Origin of the sequence: Microcoleus sp. S36a_B3 (assembly GCF_036700745.1) — a bacterium.
In the GTDB taxonomy this organism is placed as follows: domain Bacteria; phylum Cyanobacteriota; class Cyanobacteriia; order Cyanobacteriales; family Microcoleaceae; genus Microcoleus.
Window position 1 is genome coordinate 140178 of the sequence record NZ_JAUBPN010000009.1, and the last position, 24875, is coordinate 165052.

The window sequence follows — 24875 nt, forward strand, 5'->3', positions numbered from 1 at the left end:
TCAGGGATTCGCATTTTATCAGTCAGCGTGAGAGCTAGCAATACCGCAAGGATATTCCACAGCTTGCATCACTTCTCGATCGCCCGCATCTGTCCACAGGACAGGCAGATGCTCCTAGGAGCTATAACCTGAGTACAAGTATAGCGGGGGAGTTGCGCCGAATTAGTTAAGCTAGCAATAGCTAACCTATCAAATAAAATTACCAGTTAATGGCAACCATTTTCGCGATCGAAACAAGTTGTGACGAAACAGCAGCAGCAATTGTTAAGAATCGTCAAGTTTGCAGCAATGTTGTAGCATCACAAATTAAAATCCACCAGCAGTATGGTGGAGTAGTGCCCGAAGTAGCTTCGCGCAGTCACCTAGAAATGCTAAATCAGGTAATTGCCCAATGTTTGAGTGAAGCCAACCTGAGTTGGTCAGAAATTGACGGCATTGCAGCCACTTGTGCACCCGGTTTAGTAGGTGCATTGTTAGTCGGGCTCACAGCAGCCAAAACCTTAGCAATAGTCCACCAAAAACCTTTTTTAGGTGTCCACCACCTCGAAGGACACATCTACGCTTCTTACCTTACCGAACCCGACTTGCAGCCACCATTTTTGTGCTTGTTAGTTTCCGGGGGACACACTAGCTTGATTTACGTCAAAGATTGCGGCGTTTACGAAACAGTAGGACAAACACGCGACGATGCGGCCGGTGAAGCTTTTGATAAAGTCGCCCGACTTTTGCAGCTAGGATATCCAGGCGGGCCGGTAATTGACCAATTAGCAGCCCTTGGCAATCCCCAAGCATACCCCCTACCAGAAGGCAGAATTTCGATGCCGGGAGGCGGCTACCATCCCTACGATAGTAGCTTTAGCGGGTTGAAAACAGCAGTTTTGCAATTAGTGCAGAAACTTAAAAAACAAGATATTAATACCGGTGGCGAAGGCATTTTAGCTGACTCTACAATTAATGATATTGCGGCGAGTTTTCAGGAAACAGTAGCTAAGAGTTTAACAAAAAGAGCGATCGGCTGCGCGCTAGATTTCGGGCTCAGCACTATAGTAGTAGGCGGCGGAGTTGCAGCAAACAGCGGACTGCGAAAACACTTACAAATAGCAGCAACCAAACACAAATTGCGAGTATTGTTTCCCCCATTAAAATATTGTACAGACAACGCAGCAATGATCGGCTGTGCCGCAGCAGAACACTTGCAGCGAGGACACACATCACCGCTGAATTTAGGAGCAAATTCGCGCATGGCTGTCAGCAATATCATGCAATTGTACAGCAGTTGACTGTGGACTGTTGACTGTTGACTGTTGACTGTTATTGGTTAGTTGTTATTGGTTAGTTGTTATTGGTTAGTTGTTATTGGTTAACAGCCAACAGCTAACAGCCAACAGTCCACAGCTTACAGCCAACAGTCAACAGCTAACAGCCAAAAGCTAACAGCCAACTGTCAACAGTCAACAACTAACAGTCAACAACTAACAGTCAACAACTAACAGTCAACAGCCAACAGCCAACAGTCAACACCTAACAAATAATAAATAACAAATAACAACTAACAGTCAACCAAACTATGAAAATCAGATCCGCAGTAGAAAGCGATTTACCAGCAATTGTTCAAATATATAACGCAGCAATACCGGGCAGACTGTCCACAGCAGATTTAGAACCAGTTTCAGTAGAAAGTCGCCTCGCGTGGTACAGAGAACATTCTCCCAATTCCTGGCCGATTTGGGTAATGGAATCCGAACAAAATATTGTGGGCTGGCTGAGTTTTCAGCTTTTCTACGGACGCGCCGCCTATCAGCATACAGCAGAAGTTAGCCTCTACGTCTCGCCCGATCGCCAACGCTGCGGAATTGGACAAAAATTATTGCAATCGGCAATCCTGCGGAGTCCCGAATTGCAACTTAAAAACCTGATAGGTATGATTTTTGCCCACAATCGGCCGAGTTTAAGATTGTTCGAGAAATTTGGCTTTCAGCAGTGGGGATATCTGCCGCAAGTCACCGAACTTGATGGGGTTGAAAGGGATATCGTAATTCTCGGTTTGCGTTGTTTGTAGGGAGTTAAGCATTGCCAATTGGTGTAAAATTAAGATTAAAAACCTTTGTATCTCTCGCTTATAGCTTAGTCTAGATCCCCCTAAATCCCCCTTAAGAAGGGGGAATTTGAATGCTCTTTTTTCTCCTCCTTTTTAAGATGGACTTTGAATATTATTTCTTGTCCCCCCCTTTTTAAGGGGGGTTAGGGGGGATCTAGATTAGGCGGTAGCGCCATATTTTTCCAAGCCAAACCAGCCTTAGTGATACGATTGTTGCTCAATCTGCTACAATTATGATTTCATCCAAAGATGCGATCGCCACATCAGCCTTTTCCAAATGACTAACCTCGGCATTTCCCCAACAAATCCCGATACAGCCAGCCGCCCCCGCATTCTGACCCATCTGAATATCACCCGTTGAATCTCCCACCATCAAAGTCGCTGCAGGATTTACTCCCAGTTGTTCGCAAGCTTGCAAAAACAATCTCGGATTTGGTTTATTAAGTTCCGTCGAATCCACACCCATTTCTAACTGAATCCAATCGCTTAATTCATGGGTTTTCACGAATTTCTGCACCGCCGCCGTCGTAGCAGCAGACAAAATTCCCAGTTTTAAACCAGCTTCGGAAAGAGATTTCAGCACTTCCAAACTGCCGACAAACATAGGAGAAGATGACGCATTTTTAAACATTTCGTCCGCTTCATTAAAAGCGCGGCCCGCAATAGTTAAAGATTCCAACCATCCCCTGCCAGTTTCCGCAATGTATCCCGCCGCCACAATCTCATTTTCTCTGCGACTGCCCACTGCTAGCAAACCCGTGGGGTCAATGCTGCCGCTTTCGATGCCGAAAGCCATTTGTAAAGGCTCTCCAACGCCGGGAATTTGAGCATCTGCGAGGCGCGATCGCTTAAGCCCCAAAAGTCTCAAAAACTCCTGAGAATCCTCTAGAGTGCCGTCTTTGTCAAAGATTATGGCTTGAATATTTGAGAAGGTAATGTCCCGACATTTAATACTTACCAAGAATCATAACTCCGAAATTTCTATATTTTTTTGTATTGTCTCATGTTGTGCTGTTTTTGGCAATTGTTTTGAGCGCAATGATACTCTTGTCCCCCCCTTCTTAAGGGGGGTTAGGGGGGATCTAGGCCCTAACTATTACGATCGCACTCCGCCAACAACTCCTGACAAACTCCTTCACAATACTGCAACACATCAACATTCGTCAACCTGACAAATTTGAGTCCATACCCCTCTAAAATCCCTGTTCTTTCTGCATCATGTTGTTTCCCCTGTTCCGTAAAATGACTTTCCCCATCTACCTCAATTACCAATCTTAAAACAACACAATAAAAATCCACAATAAAATTGTCTATCGGTCGCTGCCTCAAAACTCGAAAAGGGAAATTTCTTAGACAATTTTGCCAAAGTTTTTTTTCGGCTGGAGTTGGATTTTTCCGAAGTTCCTGGGCGATTGGGATAAGTTTTTGGTTGTAAGGTAGGTGGAAATTGGAGTCGTTTAATTTGGTCATAATTCTCCTTTTATCGATCCGGAGATCCCCCCTAACCCCCCTTAAGAAAGGGGGAACAAGAATGCTCTTAAAGTCAACCCCTACTCCCCTTCTTAAGGGGGATGCGAGGGGGATCTCCGGGGCATAAATATATTAAGTAAACCGTATTTGGTCGTAATTCTCCTTTTCTCGATCCGGAGATCCCCCCTAACCCCCCTTAAGAAGGGGGGGACAAGAGTTGAAGCCGCTAATTTTTATCTCAAATATCATCAGTAAAAATTCCACAGTGTTTAAAATCTTCCGGCTAAATTGGCAACTATTAATGCTATTTGAACAGGCTTCACAGGCTTAGCAATATGTGTTTGAAAACCCGCTGCGATCGCCCTTTCGCGCTCTTGCTCGCTCGCATACGCAGTCAGCGCCGCGGCGGGGATTTGTCCTCCGGCTGCTGCAGCCAGAGCTCGCACTTGCCGAATTAAAGAATATCCGTTTTCTTGGGGCATTCCCAAATCCGAAATCAGCACGTCATATCTGCCGGGATTTTCCGTCAAAGCAGCCATCGCCGCTGTGACAGATTCCGTCGTCAATACTTCCGCGCCGTAGCTTTCAAGCACAAATTTTAAGAGTTCGCGGGTATCAGCTTCATCATCGACAACTAAAACCTGCAAATTTTCTAAAGAAGGGACGCGATCGCCTAAAATGTTCGCAGGCTCTGACTGTGGAGCCGACTCTAAAGCGTTTAGCTGTGCAATATCTTCAGCCGAGCCTCGCAAAGGCAATCTCACAGTTATTGTAGTACCTTTTCCCTGCCCCGGACTATCGGCTTGCACCCTTCCCCCGTGCAATTCCACGAGATGGTAGACGATCGACAAACCCAATCCCAGACCTTGATTTTTCTTAGTCGTGCTAGAATCTCCTTGGCGGAAGCGATCGAAAATATGCGGCAACAACTCCGGCGCCATCCCTTTTCCCGTGTCGGTGACTTGAATTTGAGCGCGATCGTCGATCGCCTGTAAAGCAACTTCCACTCGTCCCCCCGGTGGAGTAAACTTAATCGCATTAGACAAGATATTCCACACAACTTGTTGCAAGCGATCGGCATCGCCCAAGACAGTTACAGAAGTCAACTGCGAAACAATTTCAAGGTTTTTGGCCTCCGCTGATAATTGCAGCCCATCGATCGCAGCTTGCACCACAGAAGCCAGATCGATCGAACTAATATTGAGTTGAAGCTTACCGTTGGTAATCCGCGAAATATCGATAATATCTTCGATTAACTGAGCTTGCGTCATAGCGCTGCGCTCGATCACATCTAGGGCGCGATCGGTGGCTGCTTCTTTCAAGTTTCCGGTGCGGAGTATTTGCGCCCACGCTAGAATCGGAGTCAGGGGATTGCGGAGCTCGTGGGAGAGATTCGCCAGAAATTCATCCTTAGCTCTGTTAGCAATTTCTGCTTGTTGGCGAGCCCATTTTTCCTGATCCAATAACTGCGATCGCTCTGTCTCAAACTGCTTGCGCTCCGTGATATCCTCCACCGACAGCAGAATCATCGAAACCCTCTCTTCTGGCTCAACTTTACAAGCATTTAGCAGCACAGTTTTCGGCCCTAGCCGCTCAAAAACCTGCTCCACCTCAAAATTTTCAACTTCCACATTATTAAGCAGAATATCTTGCAACATACCTCGCAGTTGCGAGATATTCCACTGCCCGTCAGCAAGTTCAAACAAACAAGTTTGGGCGGTTTCTGAAGATGAAACTTTAAACGTTTCGTAGAACGATCGATTAGCGGTATTCACTCGGAAATCAGCATCCAGCACGATTAAAGGAGTTGGCACACTTTCCACAATTGTTTCTGCATAGTTGCGGGCTGTTTCTAAGGTTGCAGCACTGCGTTTGAGAGCGTCAATATCGATCAAAACCATCACCACACCCTCAATCTGGTTTTCCGCTGTGCGGTAAGGACGAATGCGGAGTGCGTACCAATATCCCGATGCAGTTTGCACTTCTTGTTCTTTGGTATTGAGAGTATCCAGTACCTCCCAAATCATCGCTTCTAAATTGGGAATTTCCAGATTGGCTCGGATGTCGCTAAACGGGCGTCCGACATCCGTAGAAATTAGATTGAACAGCCGCTGCGCCATCGGCGTAAAGCTGCGAATCCGCAAATCGTTTGCCAGCATTAAAATTGGAATACTGATACTTGCAAGCAAATTAGTTACATCGTTATTAACCTGCTGCAAATCTAGATTTCGAGTGCGAAGTTCCTCAACAGTGGTAATCAGTTCTTCATTAGTCGCTTGAATTTCTTCCTTGGCAGTTTCTAGTTCTTCGTTGATGCTTTGCAGTTCTTCATTGCTCGAAATAATTTCTTCGTTAGCAACTCTCAAGTCTTGATTGAGATTTTCTTGCTCCTCTATCACCGCTTGCAGGTGCAATTGAGCCACAGTTTTGTCTTGGTTGGCGGTGCCCAGTTCCTGTCTGAGCCGCACTATTTCCCGCTCCAAATCGTTTGGTTCTAGGCTGTCAAAAGTTACGTCAGTCAGATCGAGCGCTGGGGGTAAAGCTTCTTCAAACACTAACAAAAAATAGCGCACTTCCGCGATCGCAGGTTGGAACGGAATCACCTCAAAATTAACAAAATTCGTGAATTCGCCCTCTTGCAGCCTCACCCGTTCTTTTGTCACCGTCACGTTCTGAGTTTGCGCTTGATAAATAGCCGTGCGAAGTTCCAGAGACAATCCTGAAACCGCCATTGCAAACAAATTTAAACTCGGCGTTCCGGGTGTTAATTTCAAATAGCGATTGGTATTTCCCCGCAGTTGCACAATGTCCATCTGGTCGTTGACCACCGCCCCCACAAAAGCACAGCGATTTAAAATTAATTGGTCTGTTTCGCGTCCCAAGTCAAAGCTGTTGGCAAAATTTGGATTCATTCGCTGGGAATTTTCTATTTGGTTGAGGGGAGAGAAACTTGTTGCAAAGGACAGTCGGGGACGAGTCGCCGTTAACTTTTTGGCATAAATTTTCGACTGGCCGTCGGCTAAATTAAATAAGTCCGAAGATTTCCCCGTACTTTCGGAAGTGCCGAGCATCAAGAAGCCTGTTGGGTTGAGACTGTAATGAAAAATCGATAAAACTCGTTTTTGTAAAGGTTCTGCTAAATAAATCAGTACATTGCGGCAGCTAATCAAATCGAGATTAGAAAAAGGCGGGTCGATGCCTAAGTTTTGTCGGGCGAATACGCACAGTTCGCGGACTGCTTTGCTGATGCGATATCGGTCTCCTTCTACGGAGACAAAGAAGCGAGTGCGTCTCTCTGGTGAAACGCCTAACATCTGGTTTTCTGTGTATAAACCAGACCGAGCTTTGCCGATCGCCCCTTCGCTGATATCTGTGGCAAAAATTTGGATCGGCAGCGAAAGATCCCGATCGCCCAAATACTCTAACAAGCAAATGGCGATCGAATAAACTTCTTCACCAGTCGAACATCCAGCCACCCAAATCCGCACCGGAGCCTCTGTTGATTTATTTTGGGTAATTGTGCGAAAAACTTGTTCTTTTAAGCGTTGAAAAACTTCTAAGTCGCGGAAAAAACTCGTGACGTGGATCAGGATTTCTTCATACAAAGCTCTGACTTCCGCCGGATGATCCAGCAAATATTGAGCGTAATCTTCCACTCGTTCCAGCTTGTACAGCAGCATCCGCCGCTGCATCCGCCGGTTCAGGGTGGCCGGTTTGTAGTGGCTGAAGTCAACGCCTGTACTGGATTGGAGCAGCGCAAAAATCGTCGCCAGGGCCGATCCAGGTTCGGGAAATTCCTCAGTGTTAACCACGGGAAGCGGCAGGGCGAGAAAGGCGTGGTGGCTGAGATTTGCCAGTTCCCGCGCAATTGCTTCAGGCGGCAGAATGAAGTCTACACTGCCTGTAGCGACGGCGGTACTGGGCATACTGTCAAATTTTGCGGTTGCTTCGCATTGAGCAAAAGTCACGCCTCCGGCTGCTTTGATGGCGATCAGCCCCAGAGCGCCGTCTCCATCGGCTCCCGATAAAACTACGGCGATGGCTTTTTGTCCCCAATCGAGTGCTAAGGACTCGAAAAACGCATCTCCCGGCATATATTTGCCAAAAACCTTTTCCCTCGGCATCAGTCTCAGCTTTCCTTCCAGCAGCAGCAGCTTGGTATTCGGCGGAATGATGTAGATATGGTTCGGTTGTGGGGCGTTCCCCTCTTCCACCTCGCGCACGGGCATTTGCGTGGTTCTGGCAAGAATTTCGCCCAGCAAACTTTGGCGATCGGGCGCTAGGTGCTGGATAAACACAAATGCCATGCCGGTATCTGCGGGTAAGTTGATCACCAACTGAATGAATGCTTCCAACCCTCCCGCAGAGGCCACAATCCCGACGATCGGAAAAGGGGCATCGGTTTTAGCTTCGAGTTCTAAGTCGATCGCACCGGGGGCGATCGATCCCCATGTATTTTCGTTAATTAAGTTCATTTAAGTACGGCCGATTAGCAGCTAATGAATCTGGTCAGCTTGAAAAAATATAATAGAGGTTAATTTATAGCAGTTTGAGCTGCTAAAATTGTGAAACCGTCTTATAGCTGGTAAAACACAAAGGGGAGGGCTGACGCCTCCCATGTCATTGCAATAAATGACTATAGTTTTACCAGCTATTAGGGATTAGGTACCCTGTTAGAGCGATGGTAGGAATTGGGGTCAAATACTTGAAAAATCGTGTTTTTTTTCTACTCTCGTCGGCGGCTGCCATATTCATATATTAAGCACGAAATCGCTTAAATACTATCCCCCCGAGGGCCTATTTGGTTGTCCCATCGTTCGGGCTGAGAACCGGCTCGCATACCCCCTACTTTCTGTTCAGAACACCCTATTTTAAGCTTTTATCGCTTACTTGGGAAGGTAGGGATATTTTAATTTAATAACTTTTTCCTTACAACTATGACATAAATTGTCGTCGGTTGCGGTAAATCGTGGGAATTAATTGTGCGATCGAGAGCGAGAGCTCTATTCTGCGTAAATCTCAGAAATCGGGTTTATATCTATATTTCTTTTCACCCAACAAAAAAGTCCTAGAAACCCGGTTTCTCTCCCCCGCGTAAATCTCAGAAACCGGGTTTCTCTTTATATTTTTCGTCACTCAATCAAAAAGTCGTAGAAACCCGGTTTCTCTCCCCTTGCGTAAATCTCAGGAACCGGGTTTCTCTTTATATTTTTCGTCACCCAATCAAAAACTCCAAGAAACCGGGTTTCTCCCGGCATCACCCAGGGTGGTTTTATTGTGGGGAGAAGAAATCTGAAACGACAGAAAGCACCGCTCAAAGCTCGCGTCTGGGACGCAATTGTTATATTAATAAAGGTACGTAGTTGGGCTTTAGCCCTCTTTATATATACGTCTAAAGAGGGCTAAAGCCCAATTACGTACCTATTTCTAGGATGACAATTAATCCACCCTGGGTTTCTCCCGGCATCACCGGGGACTAGGACGATCGCTTTTCCTTAACTAACTATGGCGCTATCGTCTCGCACAATAGCAGATAGAGCGATCGGATCGCGCTCATAGGTCACAGACATTTCCAATAATTAGGAAAAAGAAAGCCCAAAGCCTAATAATATCGATCGCAAATCAGAAGTTTTGGAGGTGTGTAATAGAACTAACTCTTGCAAAAATCCAAAGCACCCCACCCCAACCCTCCCCTTATTAAGGAGAGGGAGCAAGATTATTCTTATTTCTCCCCTTAATAAGGGGGGACTAAGGGGGGTAAATTTGACTTTTGCAAAAGGTCTAATAGTTATAAATACCTCCTCAATCCTTAAGAAAACGGGAGAATGCCGACAATTTAAGTTAAAATAAAAATAGTAAAAATTACTCAGTGGTCGGCTTACAAAATATGTATGCTACTGATTAGCTGAAGTCCCGGAATTCACATCATGACTTCTAATCAATCTTCCCCTGAAATTAAACCAGCAGAATCGATCGCCCCAGCCGCCCTCGATAGCCAACAATTAGCGGAAACCGATGCCCCCTTTCCGATTGTTGGGATTGCCGCCTCAGCAGGAGGACTCGAAGCATTCACGGGGCTACTCAGCCATTTACCGGTAGATACGGGTATGGCGTTTGTGCTGATTCAGCATTTAGCCCCGGATCACAAAAGTCTGCTAACCGAGATTCTCGCCAGACAGACGAAAATGCCTGTTAGTGAGGTAAAAGACGGCATGGCTGTAGAGCCGAATCAAGTCTACATTATTCCGCCCAACACCAAGATGGTGCTGTGTAAAGGCGTGCTGCAACTATCCCCGCGCGAGAAGATTTATGGCAAATATATGCCGGGAGATGCGTTTTTTACCTCATTGGCGATCGATCGCGGCCACAAGGCGATCGCCGTAGTATTATCCGGGGGAGACGGAGACGGTTCGCTGGGGCTCAAGGCAATCAAAGCAGCCGGAGGCATGACTTTTGCTCAATGTCAAGACACGGCAAAATTCGATAGTATGCCGAATACCGCTGTCGCCACAGGGAATGTCGATTTTGTTCTGCCGCCGGAAAAAATTGCCGAGGAACTGGCAAACTATAGTCGCAGTCACCTTCTAACTTCCACAATTTCCCTAGCAAAAGTTGAAGAATCGCCCGAACCGGGAGATGCCCTGGCAACTATTTTTGCCCTGCTAAAATCAACCGCAGGCGTTGATTTTAGCCACTACAAACCCACAACGATCGCGAGGCGCATCCAGCGGCGGATGGTATTGTACAAGCTCGAAAACCTGGATGATTATGCCGAATACCTGCGACAAAATGCGCCTGAAGTCACAGCTTTGTATGAAGAAATCTTGATCCACGTTACCAGTTTCTTCCGCGATCCCGAAGCCTTTGAAAATTTAAAAGAGCTGGTTTTCCCCAGCATTACCCAAAATAAATCGCCAGAAGCTTCGATTCGGATTTGGGTGGCGGGATGTTCTACTGGTGAAGAAGTTTATTCGATCGCCATTTGTTTGTTAGAGTTTTTGGGCGATCGAGTTATGCCGATTCAGATTTTTGCTACAGATATCAGCGAGACGGCGATCGGCAAAGCGAGGTCTGCCACCTACTCAGAAAACCAGATGGTAGACGTTTCACCAGAACGCCGTACTCGCTTCTTTATTCGCGCCGAAGAAGGAGGTAGTTATAGAATCTGCAAAGCAGTCCGCGAACTGTGTGTATTTGCGCGACAAGACTTAAGCAGCGACCCGCCTTTTTCCAATCTCGATTTAGTTAGCTGCCGCAATGTGCTGATCTATTTGGGAGAGTCGCTGCAAAAAAAAGTGATGCCGATTTTTCATTACAGTCTCAACGCAGCAGGCTTTCTGTTGTTAGGCAGTTCTGAAAGTACGGGGAAATTTTCATATTTGTTTACTTCTGTCGATAAAAAGTCTAAAATTTATGCCAAAAACTTGACGGCAACTCGTCCCACATTTTCGTTCGCGCCGAGTTCCTATCCCGTCGTTAAAGCTGCTCTAGAACAGAGAATGAATGAAGAAAATTCGATCGATAATTTTGACTTAGAACGCGAAACTGACCAACTGATTTTGAATCGCTACGCCCCAGCCAGCGTGCTTGTTAACGAGCAGATGAAAATCCTGCAAGTGCGGGGAGATATCGATCCTTACTTTAGAGTGGTAGCCGGAACGCCGGACTTAAACTTGCTGACAATGGCAAGGGGAGGCTTGCTTGTGGATCTTCGCACCGCAATTTTTCAGGCACAAACGCAGAACGCGACTGTTAGGAAAGAAAGGGTATTGGTTGAATGGGGCGGGCGATCGTCTGCGGTGAATATTCAGGTGGTGCCGTTCCAGTCGCGCACCACCGCAGCACGCTATTTTTTGGTGCTGTTTGAAGAAGTTTTAGCCCCGGCGAGCGACTTTTCCACCGTCACCGCCCAAAATGGCGATCGAGGTGATTCCGATCCGGAAAATGAGCGGCTGACGCAGGCGCTTGCCGCCGCTAACCAAGAAAAACTTGCGGCGCGATCGCACCTGCACTCGCTAATCCAAGAGCAGGAAAATCTCAACCAAGACCTCAAAGTTGCCAACGAAGAAGTCCTCTCCAGCAATGAGGAACTGCAAAGCATCAACGAGGAACTAGAAACTGCTAAAGAAGAGATTCAAGCTACTAACGAGGAACTCACCACCACTAACGAGGAACTTCGCAGCCGAAATCTCGAACAAAGCCTGGTCAATAACGATTTGACAAACTTGCTTGCTAGTATCAATATCCCAGTTTTAATGCTGGCAAACAATTTAGAAATTAGACGATTTACGCCAACGGCGCAGAAACTTTTTAATCTAATTATCACAGATATTGGACGACCCTTTAGCGACATCCGATCGACTCTTGATGTTCCTGACTTGGAACAGATGATTTTGGAGGTAATTGATACTCTCCAGACGCAAGAACGAGAAGTTAAAACTTTGTCGGGATATTGGTACAACCTCCGCATTCGCCCTTACCGCACCACGGAAAACCAGATTGAGGGCGTGGTGATGGTTTTGATCGATATTGATGCTCTAAAACGCAGTGCCAGAACTTTGGAGGAGGCGCGCAACTACGCTGAAGCTATTGTGGAAACTGTGCAAACGCCTTTAGTCACGCTCGATGCTGATTTCCGAGTGCACAAAGCAAATCGATCGTTCTATGAAACGTTTCAGGTTTTATCCTCAGAAACAGCGCAATCTTCGCTGTTTGAGCTAGGAAACGGGCAGTGGAATATCCCGCAATTGCGATGGATTCTGGAAGATATTCTGGTGAGCGATGTTCAGCTTCAAAACTTTGAGTTGACTCATTTCTTTGAGCATATCGGCTCCAAAACTATGCTGCTGAATGCTTGTAAACTTGAACGAGAAGACCAAGCTTTAATGATTCTGTTGTCGATCGAGGATATCACCGCTCGCAAGCAGTTTGAGACAGAGCGATCGCAGTTATTGGAACAGGAACAGTTTGCCCGCCAAGAAGCAGAAATTGCTAACCGCACTAAAGACGAATTTCTGGCGAATCTCTCCCACGAACTCCGCAATCCCCTGACTCCGATCCTGGGGTGGGCGAAGCTGCTGCGTAGCGGGAAGCTGAAGGAAGCCGTCGCGGATCGCGCTCTAGAGGTGATCGAGCGGAGCGCGCTGGCGCAAGCTCAGTTAATCGAAGATATCCTGGATATTTCGCGGATTACTGGCAACAAGCTCGTTCTCGATAGTAGTCCGATGGATCTGCAGTTAGTGGTGCAAGCTGCGCTCGACGGGGTTCAACTATCAGCGGATACCAAAAACATTGAAATTGTTTCGGAGTTGACTTCTATAACTATTTTAGGCGATGCCGATCGCTTGCAGCAAGTTGTGTGGAATATTCTGTCTAATGCGATTAAGTTTACTCCACCGGAGGGACGAGTGGAAGTTTCCTTGGAGCCGATCGAGCTTCGCGCTCAACTTCGAGTTACTGACACGGGAAAAGGCATTGCGCCGGAGTTGTTACCGCATATTTTCGATCGCTTCCGCCAAGGAGATTCTAGCAGCATTAAGACGAATCAAGGGCTGGGATTGGGTTTGTCGATCGTCTACAATCTGGTGCAATTGCACGGGGGAATCGTGCTCGCCGAAAGTCCGGGGGAGGGAAAAGGAACTACAATAACTGTGAGATTGCCTTTGCCAGACTCGGCTGAAGTGTTGACAGGGGCGATCGATTTCCCACCAACTGTATTGGCTGCAAATTCAGGCGACGCATCTAGCGATACCGTCCCTTCTCTCGAAGGCTTGCACATTTTAGCTGTAGACGATCGCATCGATACGCGCGAGTTATTGGAATTTGTGCTCGAAAGCTACGGGGCGGAGGTTGTGACGGTGGCATCTGCCAGAAGTGCGATGGCTGCTTTGACTGAAAATCCCGGCAAATACGACGTGCTGATCTCCGATATCGCCATGCCGGAGGAAGATGGGTATTTCTTGATTCGAGAAGTGCGAGCTCTTGCTGAGGCAGCCGGAGGACAAATCCCAGCCATTGCGCTGACTGCCTATGCGAGCAAGCCCGAACGCAAAAAGGCGATCGAAGCAGGTTTTCAAAGGCATATTACTAAGCCTGTGAAACCCGTTGAACTAGCATTAATTGTTGCTAATTTAGTAGGACGATGTTAAATACTTTTGATCTAATATATAGCCCAATACGGTTTACTTAAGACGATCTCCCTGGCACACCCCTTAAGAAGCAGGGTGGTTTTATTGTCATCCTAGAAATAGGTACGTAATTGGGCTTTAGCCCTCTTTAGACGTATATATAAAGAGGGCTAAAGCCCAACTACGTACCTTTATTAATATAACACTTGCGTCCCAGACGCGAGCTTTGAGCGGTGCTTTCTGTCGTTTCAGATTTCTTCTCCCCACAATAAAACCACCCTGCCTAACCCCCCTTAAGAAGGGGAGTAGGGGGTGGGACAAGAATGCTCTCAAAGTCCCCCGACCTAATGGGGATGCGAGGGGGATCTCCGGGGCATAAATATGTTAAGTGAACCGTATTGTTCTATAGCCTTTCTCAGAAAGATGAGGTACTATCGGGCATTGGCCAAACAGGGCATTGGCCAAACAGGGCATTGGGCGGAGCGAAGCGGAGGGATTGGCCAAACATGGCATACTAATCGTTACCAGGCTGTTCCTGGTAACGAGTAATATCAAATCCGGTAGCATCGGAATTATAAAATCGAGTCAGATCAAATCCGCGCTTCATAGTTCTGTATTCATCTCTCTCTTGTCTTCCTCTGTGTTCTCTGCGCCCTAGCACCGGTTAAATCATTCCGATGCTACCGGAAACGATATAATCGCTTAAGTTATTAAATTTTCATTGCTAAGTGGTTCCCAAAAAGAGCCGGCAAACCAATATATTCGTCCCTTCATGAATTAGTTTTTTTCAGCGATTAGTTCAGCAGCCAAAGCGATAACAGATTCCGTATTAATCCTCGCCGTATAAGCGATTTGTGGGCCTTGTATTCCCTTTAAATCTTCAACACGTTTGTGAATTTCCGACACACCTATAGCTTTTAAGGCTGTCAAAAATGCTTGGTCGTGATAAACTTCTTCGGAAAACGAAACTTCGTCACTTTTAGAAAGATTTTGAATGCGAGCCGCTTTGTTGACTGTAGATCCAAAATAGTCGATCGCATTATTGAGATTTACCAGCAAAGCCGTCCCTCGGTGAATGCCCACGCTAACACGAATCCACTCTGCAGGCGGGCGAGTAGAGTTGTACTTTCTGAAACTGGCCACAGCAGCAGCAGCCGCCATAATTGCTTCTTCGTTGCTGATAAAAGAAGCCATAAGGGCATCGCCGATGGTTTTAATGACTTTGCCGCCAAATTGCTCTACCGACTCAAATAAAATTTCAAAATGATCGCGCACGATATTGTATGCTTTAGTATCTCCAAGGGTTTCGTACATTCTGGTAGAACCAGTAATATCGGTAAACATAATAGTAATCGCGCGAATCTTGACTCGCTCTCTTTCCGATATCGCTGCTTCGCCGAACAAACGCTTGTAATCTGGGTGGTGAAGCAGTTGCATTCCTGACAGTCGCAGGGGCAGTTGTTCTAATGTCAATTCTTCGGGCAATTCATCGGGATGCAAAATCAGCCCGGACAAATTGTGCTCGGTATTAGTTAGTTCGATTTTAACTTTTCCCGGACGCACAGTCAGCTTTTGTTTGTCAAAATCTGGCCCCGTTAACTGCTTGATTTTAATTTCTTGTATTTCTTCGGTTGCTTCGCCTTCAACTTTTAAAATCCCTTTAGCTAAGGTGAGGGGACAGCAGTACCGATATTGACCGCTTTCTAAGATAATTATCTCGGATGCGGTGCAGCATAAAGGTGTTACCAGTTGCAGTTTGTTATGAAGTACCGGAGGGGGAGCACAGATGGGGCGCAGTTTCGGGTCTTCGATTTCTTTGTTGAGGGAAAAAGTAACTTCGATGCGATCGAGCAAATCAATGTTAAACTCGCGATCGCACATTGGGCAAAAAGACATTTCCGATGCGTCTGCCAAATCCTTGAATTCGTCTGCTATCATGTTGCAGTGCGGGCAGTGAATGTCCCAGTGCAGGTCAAAAGTGCCGGCTTTTACTCCGTGCAGAAATTCGGAAGTAATTCTTTTAACATTCTTGACAGTATCGCCGGCTACGTAGTAAGGATTAATCCGCAATCTCTGCAAAATGTGGGAACCGATTAACCAGTTTTCGATTTGGTCGATCGTTCCTTTGCTAGAATTGGAACGTTGTTTAAGTTGTTCTACTTTTTCTGTTAATAATTCGATATTCACGAGCTGCTTGCCTTTGAGCGTCAGGGCAAGAAATTTTTAAGCATTGTCTCAGATAATTTCTTCGTCTGCTTGGTTCTTCCCTGACAATTCTGATAAATTTGCACCTGTCCCGCTGTCCCTGATCTGTGTATAAATCTTAACAAATTAGCAAGCTAAAGGCGATGTTTCTTTAGGCTGAAGGATGGGTCAGTTGTTACACAAGAGCGATCGCTGCATCTGTCTTCAGGAATATATTATAAAATGTCCGGCGAATTAATTATAATCAATCTTAGTTTCAAACAACAATTCAGCCCCAGAGGCTCTCGATTGAAACCAGACTAAAATAGCAAATATCCCACCCATCCCCATACCACAAATGCTAAACAAAATTTGGCAATTCCTCAAACAACTAATTCAGCGCCTATTGGGCTCCGCACCCCCACCAAAACCCCAAAATACCCCCATCCGCCCCACCCTCACAGACGCGGAATACGAATCGAAATTTATGGAAATTCTGGAAGGGGTAAATGCTGGCTGGAGTCGAGGGGATGTCGCGGGATTTTTAATCGCAAAACGGCTTAAAGATAGTGAATTGGCTGGTTGGTTGCGACGGTTTGGAACTCGATTGTTTGAGGAGGAGACGCACGCATCATCCACCGCCCCTGCGGATGTGGTGGCTTCGCTGCAGGAATTGGCGCGCAGGCTAGGTTTGTTTGGTAGAATGGGTAGCGGGGAATTGTCGCAGGTGGCGGGGGATATTGGGCGGGAGATTTTGACGCGATTTCCGCTACCGGTGGTTGAGGATGATGTTGGATATGGGAATGTGATTGAGGCGGTGTTTGTTGGGAATGGTTTAGGTTTTTCTGGGGATGGGAATCGCAGCGGCGCGTCAGATGTGCCCGGATGAATTGAATGGCCGAACTTGCCTATATCTAGCATTTTGGTCGAGTTGGGCGATCGGCATGATATTCTTAGCAATTAAGCGCCGCTTCCGTCGGTAATTTTCACGCACTCAAATAGGACTAAACAAAACTGAATTCCTCACTACAAACTGAAATTGTAATGACACAAGTAATCGGCATCGACTTAGGCGGCACCGCAATTAAACTCGGCAGATTTAGCGAAGATGGTGTTTGTCACCAATCTTTAACAGTTCCCACTCCTCAACCCGCAACTCCAGAGGCTGTCTTAGCTGCCATCACCGATGCTATTTTACAACTGAATCCTGCCGAAAATGCTGTAAGTGCGATCGGTATCGGCACACCAGGCCCAGCAGACGCCGCCGGCAGAATAGCCAGAGTCGCAATTAACCTCAAAAATTGGCATAACGTCCCCCTAGCTGACTTGTTGGAAGCCAAAACCAGACTGCCAACAATATTAGCAAATGACGCGAACTGTGCCGGATTGGGAGAAGCTTGGTTAGGTGCAGGAAAGCACTTTAAAAACCTCATATTGCTAACATTAGGAACAGGAGTCGGCGGTGCAGTTATCTTAGATGGCAAACTATTTACAGGTCATCTAGGCGCGGCAGGAGAGTTAGGATTAATTGCCATCAATCCCGAAGGCCCGGAGTGCAACAGCGGCAATCGCGGTTCTTTAGAACAATACGTTTCCGTGCAAGCAATTCGCCGCGACACTGGTTTGGAACCCCTAGAATTAGCAAATTTAGCTAAGTCGGGAGATGCCAAAGCTTTAGAATATTGGCAAAATTACGGGCGCTATCTCGGTATCGGTTTAGCAAGTCTGATTTATGTTTTAACACCGGAAGCTATTATTATCGGCGGTGGAATTAGTGCGGGTGCAGAGTTCTTCTTGCCTGCGGTTAGAGCCGAAATTGAGCGGCGGGTGCTACCTAGTTCTCGCGAAGATTTGCAGTTATTGCTTGCCCAATTGGGCAATCAAGCAGGTATGGCAGGCGCCGCAAAATTAGCTTGGCAGCTAGCTTTAATGACTAATAACTGATGACTAATATCAATTTTGGTTGTACTCATACATGATGTTAACAGTTAACTGTTATTTGTTATTTGTTAACAGTTAATAGTAAATTTACTATTCCGCTGAAGACAGGATTTGATATAACAACTAACAACTGCCAACTAAGAGGGCGGGCCCGCACCATCCACCGCCGCTACCAACTAATATCAAATCCGGTAGCATCGGAATGATTCAGATATATATTCTCGGACTCTCTGTACTCTGTGTTCTAGCGCCGGTTAAATCATTCCAATGCAAGCGGAAACGATATAAAAACTAATACGGTTCACTTAACATATTTATGCCCCGGAGATCCCCCTAAGTCCCCCTTAAGAAGGGGGACTTTGAGAGCATTCTTGTCCCACCCCTACTCCCCTTTTTAAGGGGTGTGCCAGGGAGATCGTCTTAAGTAAACCGTATTGATATAAAAACTAAAAACTAACAACTAACAACTAACAACTAACAACTAAAAATTAACAACTGCCAACTAACAACTAACAACTGCCAACTAACAACCAATGACCAATGACTTCTTCATGGCAGAGACTGCCCCGTCGTATTTTTGATGTATTCCTGAATTTTTTGATAATCGTCTGAGTTGCCTTCGCGCATGAGGATAATATTAGTCGCGCTGTCAGGCAGAAAAAAGCTGATTAGCCGACCGTTTTGTTCGCAAACAAAAGAGCTAATTCGACTTAAATCGATCGCAAATTCCTTGCGGTCAAAATGAATTTTTATCCACGAACCTCTAGAATTGCGATCGATGGTTTTTTTGAGGTAATCGAGAACTTGCTTGTAAGCCTCATGATTGCCTTGGGGATGCAGGATAATCGGCTGACTGCTATTAGGCAGCCAAAATGTGATGCGCTTGTTATCCAGTTCGCTCGAAAAAGCACTAATAGTGTCAAGATCAATTATGTATGTATTTTTTTCATAAATAAACTTGCTCCAGTAAGCCACACAACCCTCCTCAAACCTGCGTTTCCTGGTATTTTAGGATAGTTTGACAATTCATACCATTTTAGATTTTAGATTTTAGACTTCGGCTAACGCTCAGTCGATCGATTTTAGATTGAGAATGACTGATGATTGTGGGGATTGGCATCTTACCTGTAGTTGTATTGTGTTTTGAGATTGGTATCACTATTGAAATCACAGCTAAAAAATTCAGTAGAAATATCAGTATTTTTGCTTTTTACCTTTTACGTTTTCCCTTATACCTTGGGGTACTAGCCCCCCAAACCCTATGTTAGGACAGAGGTGAGGTTTTTTGTCGTTGAGAATGCTGCCCGATATCATGTCCGGTAGATGAGACCCCTCTTAAATTCTATTGTTGGGTTGGACGGGTGAGAGTGCGATCGATTATGCGTCCTATGTGAATATTTGTCTGCACTCACCCGTCCCTACAGACATTTAATATATCAAAACTAATCGATCGCACAGGATAGGAGATTAACTTCCGGCAACTTTCCCCGCTACCAAGTCCCGAGGCTCAGTTTCTAAAACATCCTGATTTCCCTGGGTGCTAGCCGCCTGGATAAACCCCTGAAACAAGGGGTGGGGGGCGCTAGGTCTAGATTGGAATTCAGGGTGAAATTGACAGGCGATGAAAAAGGGATGGTTGGGTAATTCGATCATTTCTACCAATCGGCCGTCGGGAGAGGTTCCCGATAGCACATAACCTGATTCTAAGAACAGATTGCGGTAGGAGTTGTTGAATTCGTATCGGTGGCGGTGCCGCTCGTAAATCACTTCTTTTTGATAAAGTTTGAAAGCGAGGGTGTCTGGGTTGACGCGACACGGATACAAACCCAGTCGCATTGTACCGCCCAAATCGACTACATCTTGCTGTTCTGGCAATAAATTAATTACCGGATTTGCCGTAGTTGGGTCAAATTCAGCACTGTTGGCATCCTTCAGTTGGGCGGTGTTGCGCGCCCATTCAATCACAGCACACTGCATCCCCAAACACAATCCCAAAAAAGGTATTTTGTGCTGTTTAGCATATTCGATCGCCGCTATTTTGCCATCGACTCCCCGAATCCCAAAACCTCCGGGTACAACAATGCCGTTGATATCTTTGAGATAATTATCGAGATTTCCCGATTCTAAATCTTCTGAGTTAATCCAGTGCAAATTTACGTCGCAGCCGATCGCAATTGCCGCGTGCCGCAAAGCTTCAACCACCGAAAGATAAGCATCGTTCAACCGCACGTATTTGCCAACCAAAGCAATATCAATCTTGTGGCTGGGACTGTAAAGCCGCTTGACTAAGGTTTGCCACTGAGTCAAATCGGGTTGCCGCTGTTCGAGTTGCAGCAAATTGATGGTTTGTTCTGCCAAACCTTCTTCTTCCATCATTAGAGGCACTTCGTAGATACTTTTGGCATCTTGAGCCGTGATGACGCATTCTTCGGGTACGTTGCAGAATTCCGACAATTTTTGTTTGAGGCCCAAAGGTAAAGGCCGATCGCACCTACAGACTAGAATATCTGGTTGAATGCCGATCGACCGCAACTCCTTAACCGAGTGCTGAGTCGGTTTAGTTTTCATCTCCCCAGCCGAAGGAATCCAAGGTATCAGCGTTACGTGCATATACAAGACATTTTGCCGCCCGACATCCTTGCGAAACTGGCGAATTGCCTCCAAAAACGGCAAAGACTCAATATCTCCCACCGTGCCGCCGATTTCCGTAATCACCACATCGGGGTTAGTATTTTTTGCGACTCGGTGAATGCGCTCTTTAATCTCGTTAGTGATGTGGGGAATCACCTGCACCGTGCTCCCCTGATACTCGCCGCGGCGTTCCTTATTAATCACAGCTTGATAAATCGAACCCGTGGTGACGCTGTTGAGGCGAGACATGGAAGTATCGGTAAAACGCTCGTAATGCCCCAAATCCAGGTCGGTTTCCGCACCGTCTTCGGTGACAAAGACTTCTCCGTGCTGGAACGGGCTGAGAGTGCCGGGGTCAACGTTAATATAGGGGTCTAGCTTCAAAATCGAGACCGAGTAGTTTCGGGACTTCAATAAGCGGCCGAGGGAAGAAGCGACAATTCCCTTCCCGATACTGGAAACCACGCCGCCGGTCACAAACACAAATTTGCTCATAGGATTTTCAACTTTAGATGTTTCTCAGTTAAGGTAACACTCAACTTTAAGAGCTAAAATCAAAAATTGTCCAGCAGGGCTAGAGCATTTTTCCTGTACGGGTGGGGAGGCGATGGGTTGCAGATTGGCTCGATCGGGCGTTTTGCACGGGTTTTGAGAGCGATCGCCCAAATTAACAACCTGTGCGCGAACATTTGTATGGCGATCGCCCCACCACTCAAACAAAAAATGCTTTTTACAAAACCCAGATGCAGGCGATCGATCCAGAAACCGCAGATATCGGGCAGATGCAACACCGAAGTCTATAATCCCAAACACAGATCCTCCCTTATTCCTGATTTTTTCTTCCCAATTACCAGACTGGTTGACTTTCTATTAAAAGCGTGGCTGCAATGGTGTCTACCGGCTTTGAGAAAAAGTATCCCTGTCCGTATTCGCATTTCAGCGATCTGAGCAAATTAAGCTGTTCGATGGTTTCAATTCCTTCAGCAATTACATCCATGCGTAAATGAGTGGCTAAAATTAAAATAGTCTGTACAATAGCTTCATTGCCTTCGTCTTCAGTCATGCGGCTGACAAAAGCTCGATCGATCTTTAAAGCGTCAGTTGGAAAAGTGTGCAGGCGGCTCAAAGAAGAATAGCCTGTGCCGAAATCATCAATATATAATTGAACTTCTAAATTTTTCAATTGTGCGAGGGTAGCGGCTGCTGATTCGGCATTGTCCATGATTACGCCTTCAGTAATTTCTAATTTTAAGCTGCGGGGGTCTAGTTGAGTTTCTTGTAAAATTTCGCTGATGCGATCGATTAAATCCGGCTGTTTGAATTGTTCGTTAGAAAGGTTGACGCTGACAGTCAAGGGCGGATTTATGGGAAATCTTTGATGCCACTGGTGGATCTGACGGCAAGCCGATCGCATCATCCACCAACCAATCGGTACAATCAATCTGGTTTCTTCTGCGACTAAAATAAATTCGCCGGGAGATACTAAACCTCGCGAAGGGTGATACCACCGCAGCAGCGCTTCAAAACCGCTGATTTTACCGCTGGTTAGACAGACGATGGGCTGGTAGTAAAGCCGAAATTCATGGGAGTCGAGAGCTCGCCGCAAATCGTTTTCTAGTTGCAAAAGAGCGACGGCGCGAGTGTGCATACTTAAGTCAAAAACTTCGTGGCGAGCTTTCCCCAATCCCTTAGCGTGATACATAGCTGCATCTGCATCTCGCAGCAATTCTTCGGGTCGATCGTACAACATTTGGAACGGGACATTGGCAACGAGAGAGTCGGAAGACAAGCAAGACAAAGCAGTTGCCCGATCGATATTTTCGACATTTCCAGAGTCCGATAGTTCGCTGCTTTGCCTTGGCTGCGGAGGTAAACCAGAAGAAACAATGCCAATGCTAGCACTGCTAAAAACTTGATATTCGTTGAGGTAAAAAGGCTCTGCTAGTTCCGCTTGCACTCGTTCGGCAATTTGGATTGCATATTCTGTATTGTTGATATTTTCTAACAAAATAGCGAATTCGTCGCCGCCGAGACGGGCAACGGTATCTCCAAGGCGCAAACAGGTTTCCAGGCGCTGCGCGATCGCGACTAGCAAGCGATCGCCCACTAAATGCCCCAAACTGTCGTTGACAACCTTAAAGCGGTCGAGATCGATAAACAGCACCGCAAACAAAACCTCGGGACGGCGTTTTGAAAGCTCGATCGCGTGTCTTAAGCGATCCATAAATAAAGCTCGGTTGGGCAAACCCGTTAGCGTATCGTGCAAAGCATCGTGTACTAACTTCTCTTCTGCTATTTTGCGGAGGGTGATATCTTCGACAGTGCCTTCGTAGTAAAGCAAATTGCCACCAGCGTCGCGAACCGCCCGGCCGTTCTCGGAAACCCAGATGGTAGTGCCGTCAGCGCGGTAAACTTGGGACTCGAACTCTGACACACAACCGTGTTTTTCGATCGCGCGCAAAAATTCGACGCGGCGGTTGGGATCGAGGTAGAGTTGGCGATCAATATTGTGTATGTTTGCGATCAGTTCCGGGGCTGACTCGTAGCCGTAAATTCTCGCCAAAGCAGGGTTAGCGCTGAGGTAGCGCCCGTCGGGCGTTGTCTGAAAAATTCCCTCGATCGCGTTTTCAAAGATGCTGCGGTATTTTTCCTCGGCTTGTTGCAGCGCTTCTTCCGCTTGTTTGCGATCGCTGATATCCGTCAGCGTCCCGAGATAGCCGAGAACTTCCCCGCTGTTGGCAATTTCCGGGACTGCTTGCCAAAATATCCAGGTTGTGCGGTCGCCGTTGCAAAAGCGGTACTCTAATTTACAAGGCAACTTGTTTTTAACAGCGCCATACCATTGGCTCAAAACGCTCTGGCGGTCTTCGGGGTGCAAACTTTGAGTCCAACCTTCGCCGAGTGCTTGTGAGACTGTCAGTCCCGCCATCTCCAAAAATCGCTCGTTGACGTAAAAACAATCTCCAGCCGCGTCAGCGCGGAAAATCCCGACTGGCAGGATTTTTGCCAAGGTGTAATAGCGGTATTCGCTTTCTAGCAGGGCGCTGGCTGCTACTTTAGTCTCGGTGATGTCAAACATCGCGCCTTGAATGATGACTGATTTGCTTGCTTCATCGCGAACTGCGATCGCTCGATCGCGGAACCAGACGACTCGACCGTTGCGGGCGATCGCGCGGTATTCTGAAACCAGCGGGGCGTCGCCAAAGATATCTTCTCCCTCGCTAAATTTTTGTGTGGCGTTTTCAACTAACACGCGATCACGGTCTTCTGGGTGAACGAGTTTCAGCCACAAATCTGGGTCTGCCCTCCATTCAGCTACAGAATAACCCAGAAAAGTCTCGATTTGTGGGCTGATGTAAAGTTTGGCAGCGCTGCGGTTGAGGGTAGAAATGTAGGTGACAGCCGGCATTTGTTCTACAAGGGCGCAGTATTTCGCTTCTACGGTGCAGAGTGCTGCTTCTAGGCGCTGCCGCTCTAATTCAGCGGCGGCGCGTCCGGCAAATATGCTGAGAATTAGTTGAAATTTAGTGAGTTCTGCTTCTAGCAAAGGTTGATCGTCGAAAATACAAATAATCCCTAAAGGTTCGCCGTAAGAGTTTTTGAGCAGGGCTCCGACAAAACTGCGCGAACCTGTAACCACCGCTCTGCGGTCTTGTGGGAAGGCTTCCACTAGACCGTCTGGACAGGAGTACATTGCCTGCTCGAACACTAGGGTTTCGGGAGTGTTGGCGGTATCGCACTCAAAATTTGGCTGTAGCTGTCCGTCGCTCCAAAAACTGAGCACTTCCAATCGATCGGGAATTGCATCGCTGCGTTCGATCGACTTAATCGACTTGGCCGCCACGGCGCAGCGAACTCCGAGTGCACGGGCCAAGTGGCGAACTAAAGTATCAAAGAATTCGGCTCCTCCCGGCGCATCAGTACCTGCTAGGATGTGGCCGAGCAAGTCTCGATCTAATTCCGGGGAATCGCTGACAGCGGCTTGGTTGCTGGCCTGGGGGCGAGAGGAATTTTGGGTCATCTCTCCCTCCACGCTCAAACTTGTGGCTTTGCTGGTGCAAGACCCCACAACAGGTGAAGAGTTTACTGTTGGGCGCTGTTGCTGGGGGAATAATAGAGCGCGGACAATACCTAAAATTTTACGCAAGAATCTGTCAGCGACGGGGAACAGATTTGAGTTGGGGAAAAGCCAAAAGTTTTTCTTAATTTTCAATTTTGCAAATAAATCGCCGTTTAATTGGGGCGGCTGTGGTTGCTTTGCGGGCGGCAGATTGGGAGGCCTTCGCTGCAATTTGAGATAAATCGCTCCAGCAAAAGCTAAAGTCGCTGATAATCCTAGAAGGTATACAAGAATCTCAAAGTAAAAAAATAAATCTCGATCGAACATTGATTAATACCGCTCGACAATTATAGTAGTTATCTGA

General features: G+C 46.7%; 13 protein-coding genes. 5 read left to right on the forward strand and 8 right to left on the reverse strand.

Annotation, left to right across the window (positions count from 1 at the left end; translation table 11 throughout):
- The first annotated feature begins 209 nt into the window (after positions 1-209).
- Positions 210-1280, forward strand: coding sequence for a tRNA (adenosine(37)-N6)-threonylcarbamoyltransferase complex transferase subunit TsaD (tsaD, locus tag QUA01_RS12725; RefSeq protein ID WP_333086927.1), 1071 nt, complete (start codon positions 210-212; stop codon positions 1278-1280).
- A 287-nt stretch (positions 1281-1567) separates the two neighbouring features.
- Positions 1568-2059, forward strand: coding sequence for a GNAT family N-acetyltransferase (locus tag QUA01_RS12730; protein WP_333086928.1), 492 nt, complete (start codon positions 1568-1570; stop codon positions 2057-2059).
- 256 nt (positions 2060-2315) lie between these two features.
- On the opposite strand, the gene QUA01_RS12735 is transcribed toward QUA01_RS12730, so the two are convergent.
- The 3 genes from QUA01_RS12735 to QUA01_RS12745 form a co-directional block, all read right to left on the reverse strand.
- Positions 2316-3059, reverse strand: a complete 744-nt coding sequence (locus QUA01_RS12735; RefSeq protein ID WP_333086930.1) for an HAD family hydrolase — start codon at positions 3057-3059, stop codon at positions 2316-2318.
- A gap of 128 nt (positions 3060-3187) precedes the next feature.
- Complete coding sequence (locus QUA01_RS12740) at positions 3188-3568, reverse strand: endonuclease domain-containing protein (RefSeq protein ID WP_333086931.1); 381 nt, start codon at positions 3566-3568, stop codon at positions 3188-3190.
- Positions 3569-3837: 269 nt separating this feature from the next.
- A complete protein-coding gene (locus QUA01_RS12745; protein WP_333086932.1) occupies positions 3838-8043 on the reverse strand; it encodes a CheR family methyltransferase in 4206 nt (1401 codons plus the stop codon).
- Between the two features lie 1452 nt (positions 8044-9495).
- Between QUA01_RS12745 and QUA01_RS12750 the strand changes: the two genes are divergently transcribed.
- Complete coding sequence (locus QUA01_RS12750) at positions 9496-13716, forward strand: chemotaxis protein CheB (protein ID WP_333086933.1); 4221 nt, start codon at positions 9496-9498, stop codon at positions 13714-13716.
- A 756-nt stretch (positions 13717-14472) separates the two neighbouring features.
- Here the strand turns inward: QUA01_RS12750 and QUA01_RS12755 are convergent.
- Complete coding sequence (locus tag QUA01_RS12755; protein ID WP_333086934.1) at positions 14473-15882, reverse strand: adenylate/guanylate cyclase domain-containing protein; 1410 nt, start codon at positions 15880-15882, stop codon at positions 14473-14475.
- A 355-nt stretch (positions 15883-16237) separates the two neighbouring features.
- On the opposite strand from QUA01_RS12755, the gene QUA01_RS12760 reads away from it, so the two are divergent.
- Together QUA01_RS12760 and QUA01_RS12765 are read left to right on the forward strand one after the other, a co-directional pair.
- A complete protein-coding gene (locus QUA01_RS12760) occupies positions 16238-16768 on the forward strand; it encodes a hypothetical protein (protein ID WP_333086935.1) in 531 nt (176 codons plus the stop codon).
- A 155-nt stretch (positions 16769-16923) separates the two neighbouring features.
- Complete coding sequence (locus QUA01_RS12765; RefSeq protein WP_333086936.1) at positions 16924-17823, forward strand: ROK family protein; 900 nt, start codon at positions 16924-16926, stop codon at positions 17821-17823.
- A 546-nt stretch (positions 17824-18369) separates the two neighbouring features.
- On the opposite strand, the gene QUA01_RS12770 is transcribed toward QUA01_RS12765, so the two are convergent.
- The 4 genes from QUA01_RS12770 to QUA01_RS12785 all read right to left on the reverse strand — a co-directional run bounded on the left by QUA01_RS12770 (position 18370) and on the right by QUA01_RS12785 (position 24838).
- On the reverse strand, positions 18370-18795 hold the full coding sequence (locus QUA01_RS12770; RefSeq protein WP_194009205.1) for a hypothetical protein: 426 nt from the start codon (positions 18793-18795) through the stop codon (positions 18370-18372).
- A gap of 492 nt (positions 18796-19287) precedes the next feature.
- Positions 19288-20946 (reverse strand): CTP synthase, encoded by a 1659-nt coding sequence (locus QUA01_RS12775; protein WP_333086938.1) that lies wholly within the window; start codon positions 20944-20946, stop codon positions 19288-19290.
- Positions 20947-21005: 59 nt separating this feature from the next.
- Entirely contained in the window at positions 21006-21242 is a 237-nt protein-coding gene (locus QUA01_RS12780; protein ID WP_333133075.1) for a hypothetical protein, read from the reverse strand.
- A gap of 56 nt (positions 21243-21298) precedes the next feature.
- Positions 21299-24838: a sensor domain-containing protein gene (locus QUA01_RS12785; RefSeq protein ID WP_333086939.1), complete on the reverse strand. Its 3540-nt coding sequence runs from the start codon at positions 24836-24838 to the stop codon at positions 21299-21301.
- Positions 24839-24875: the final 37 nt, after the last annotated feature.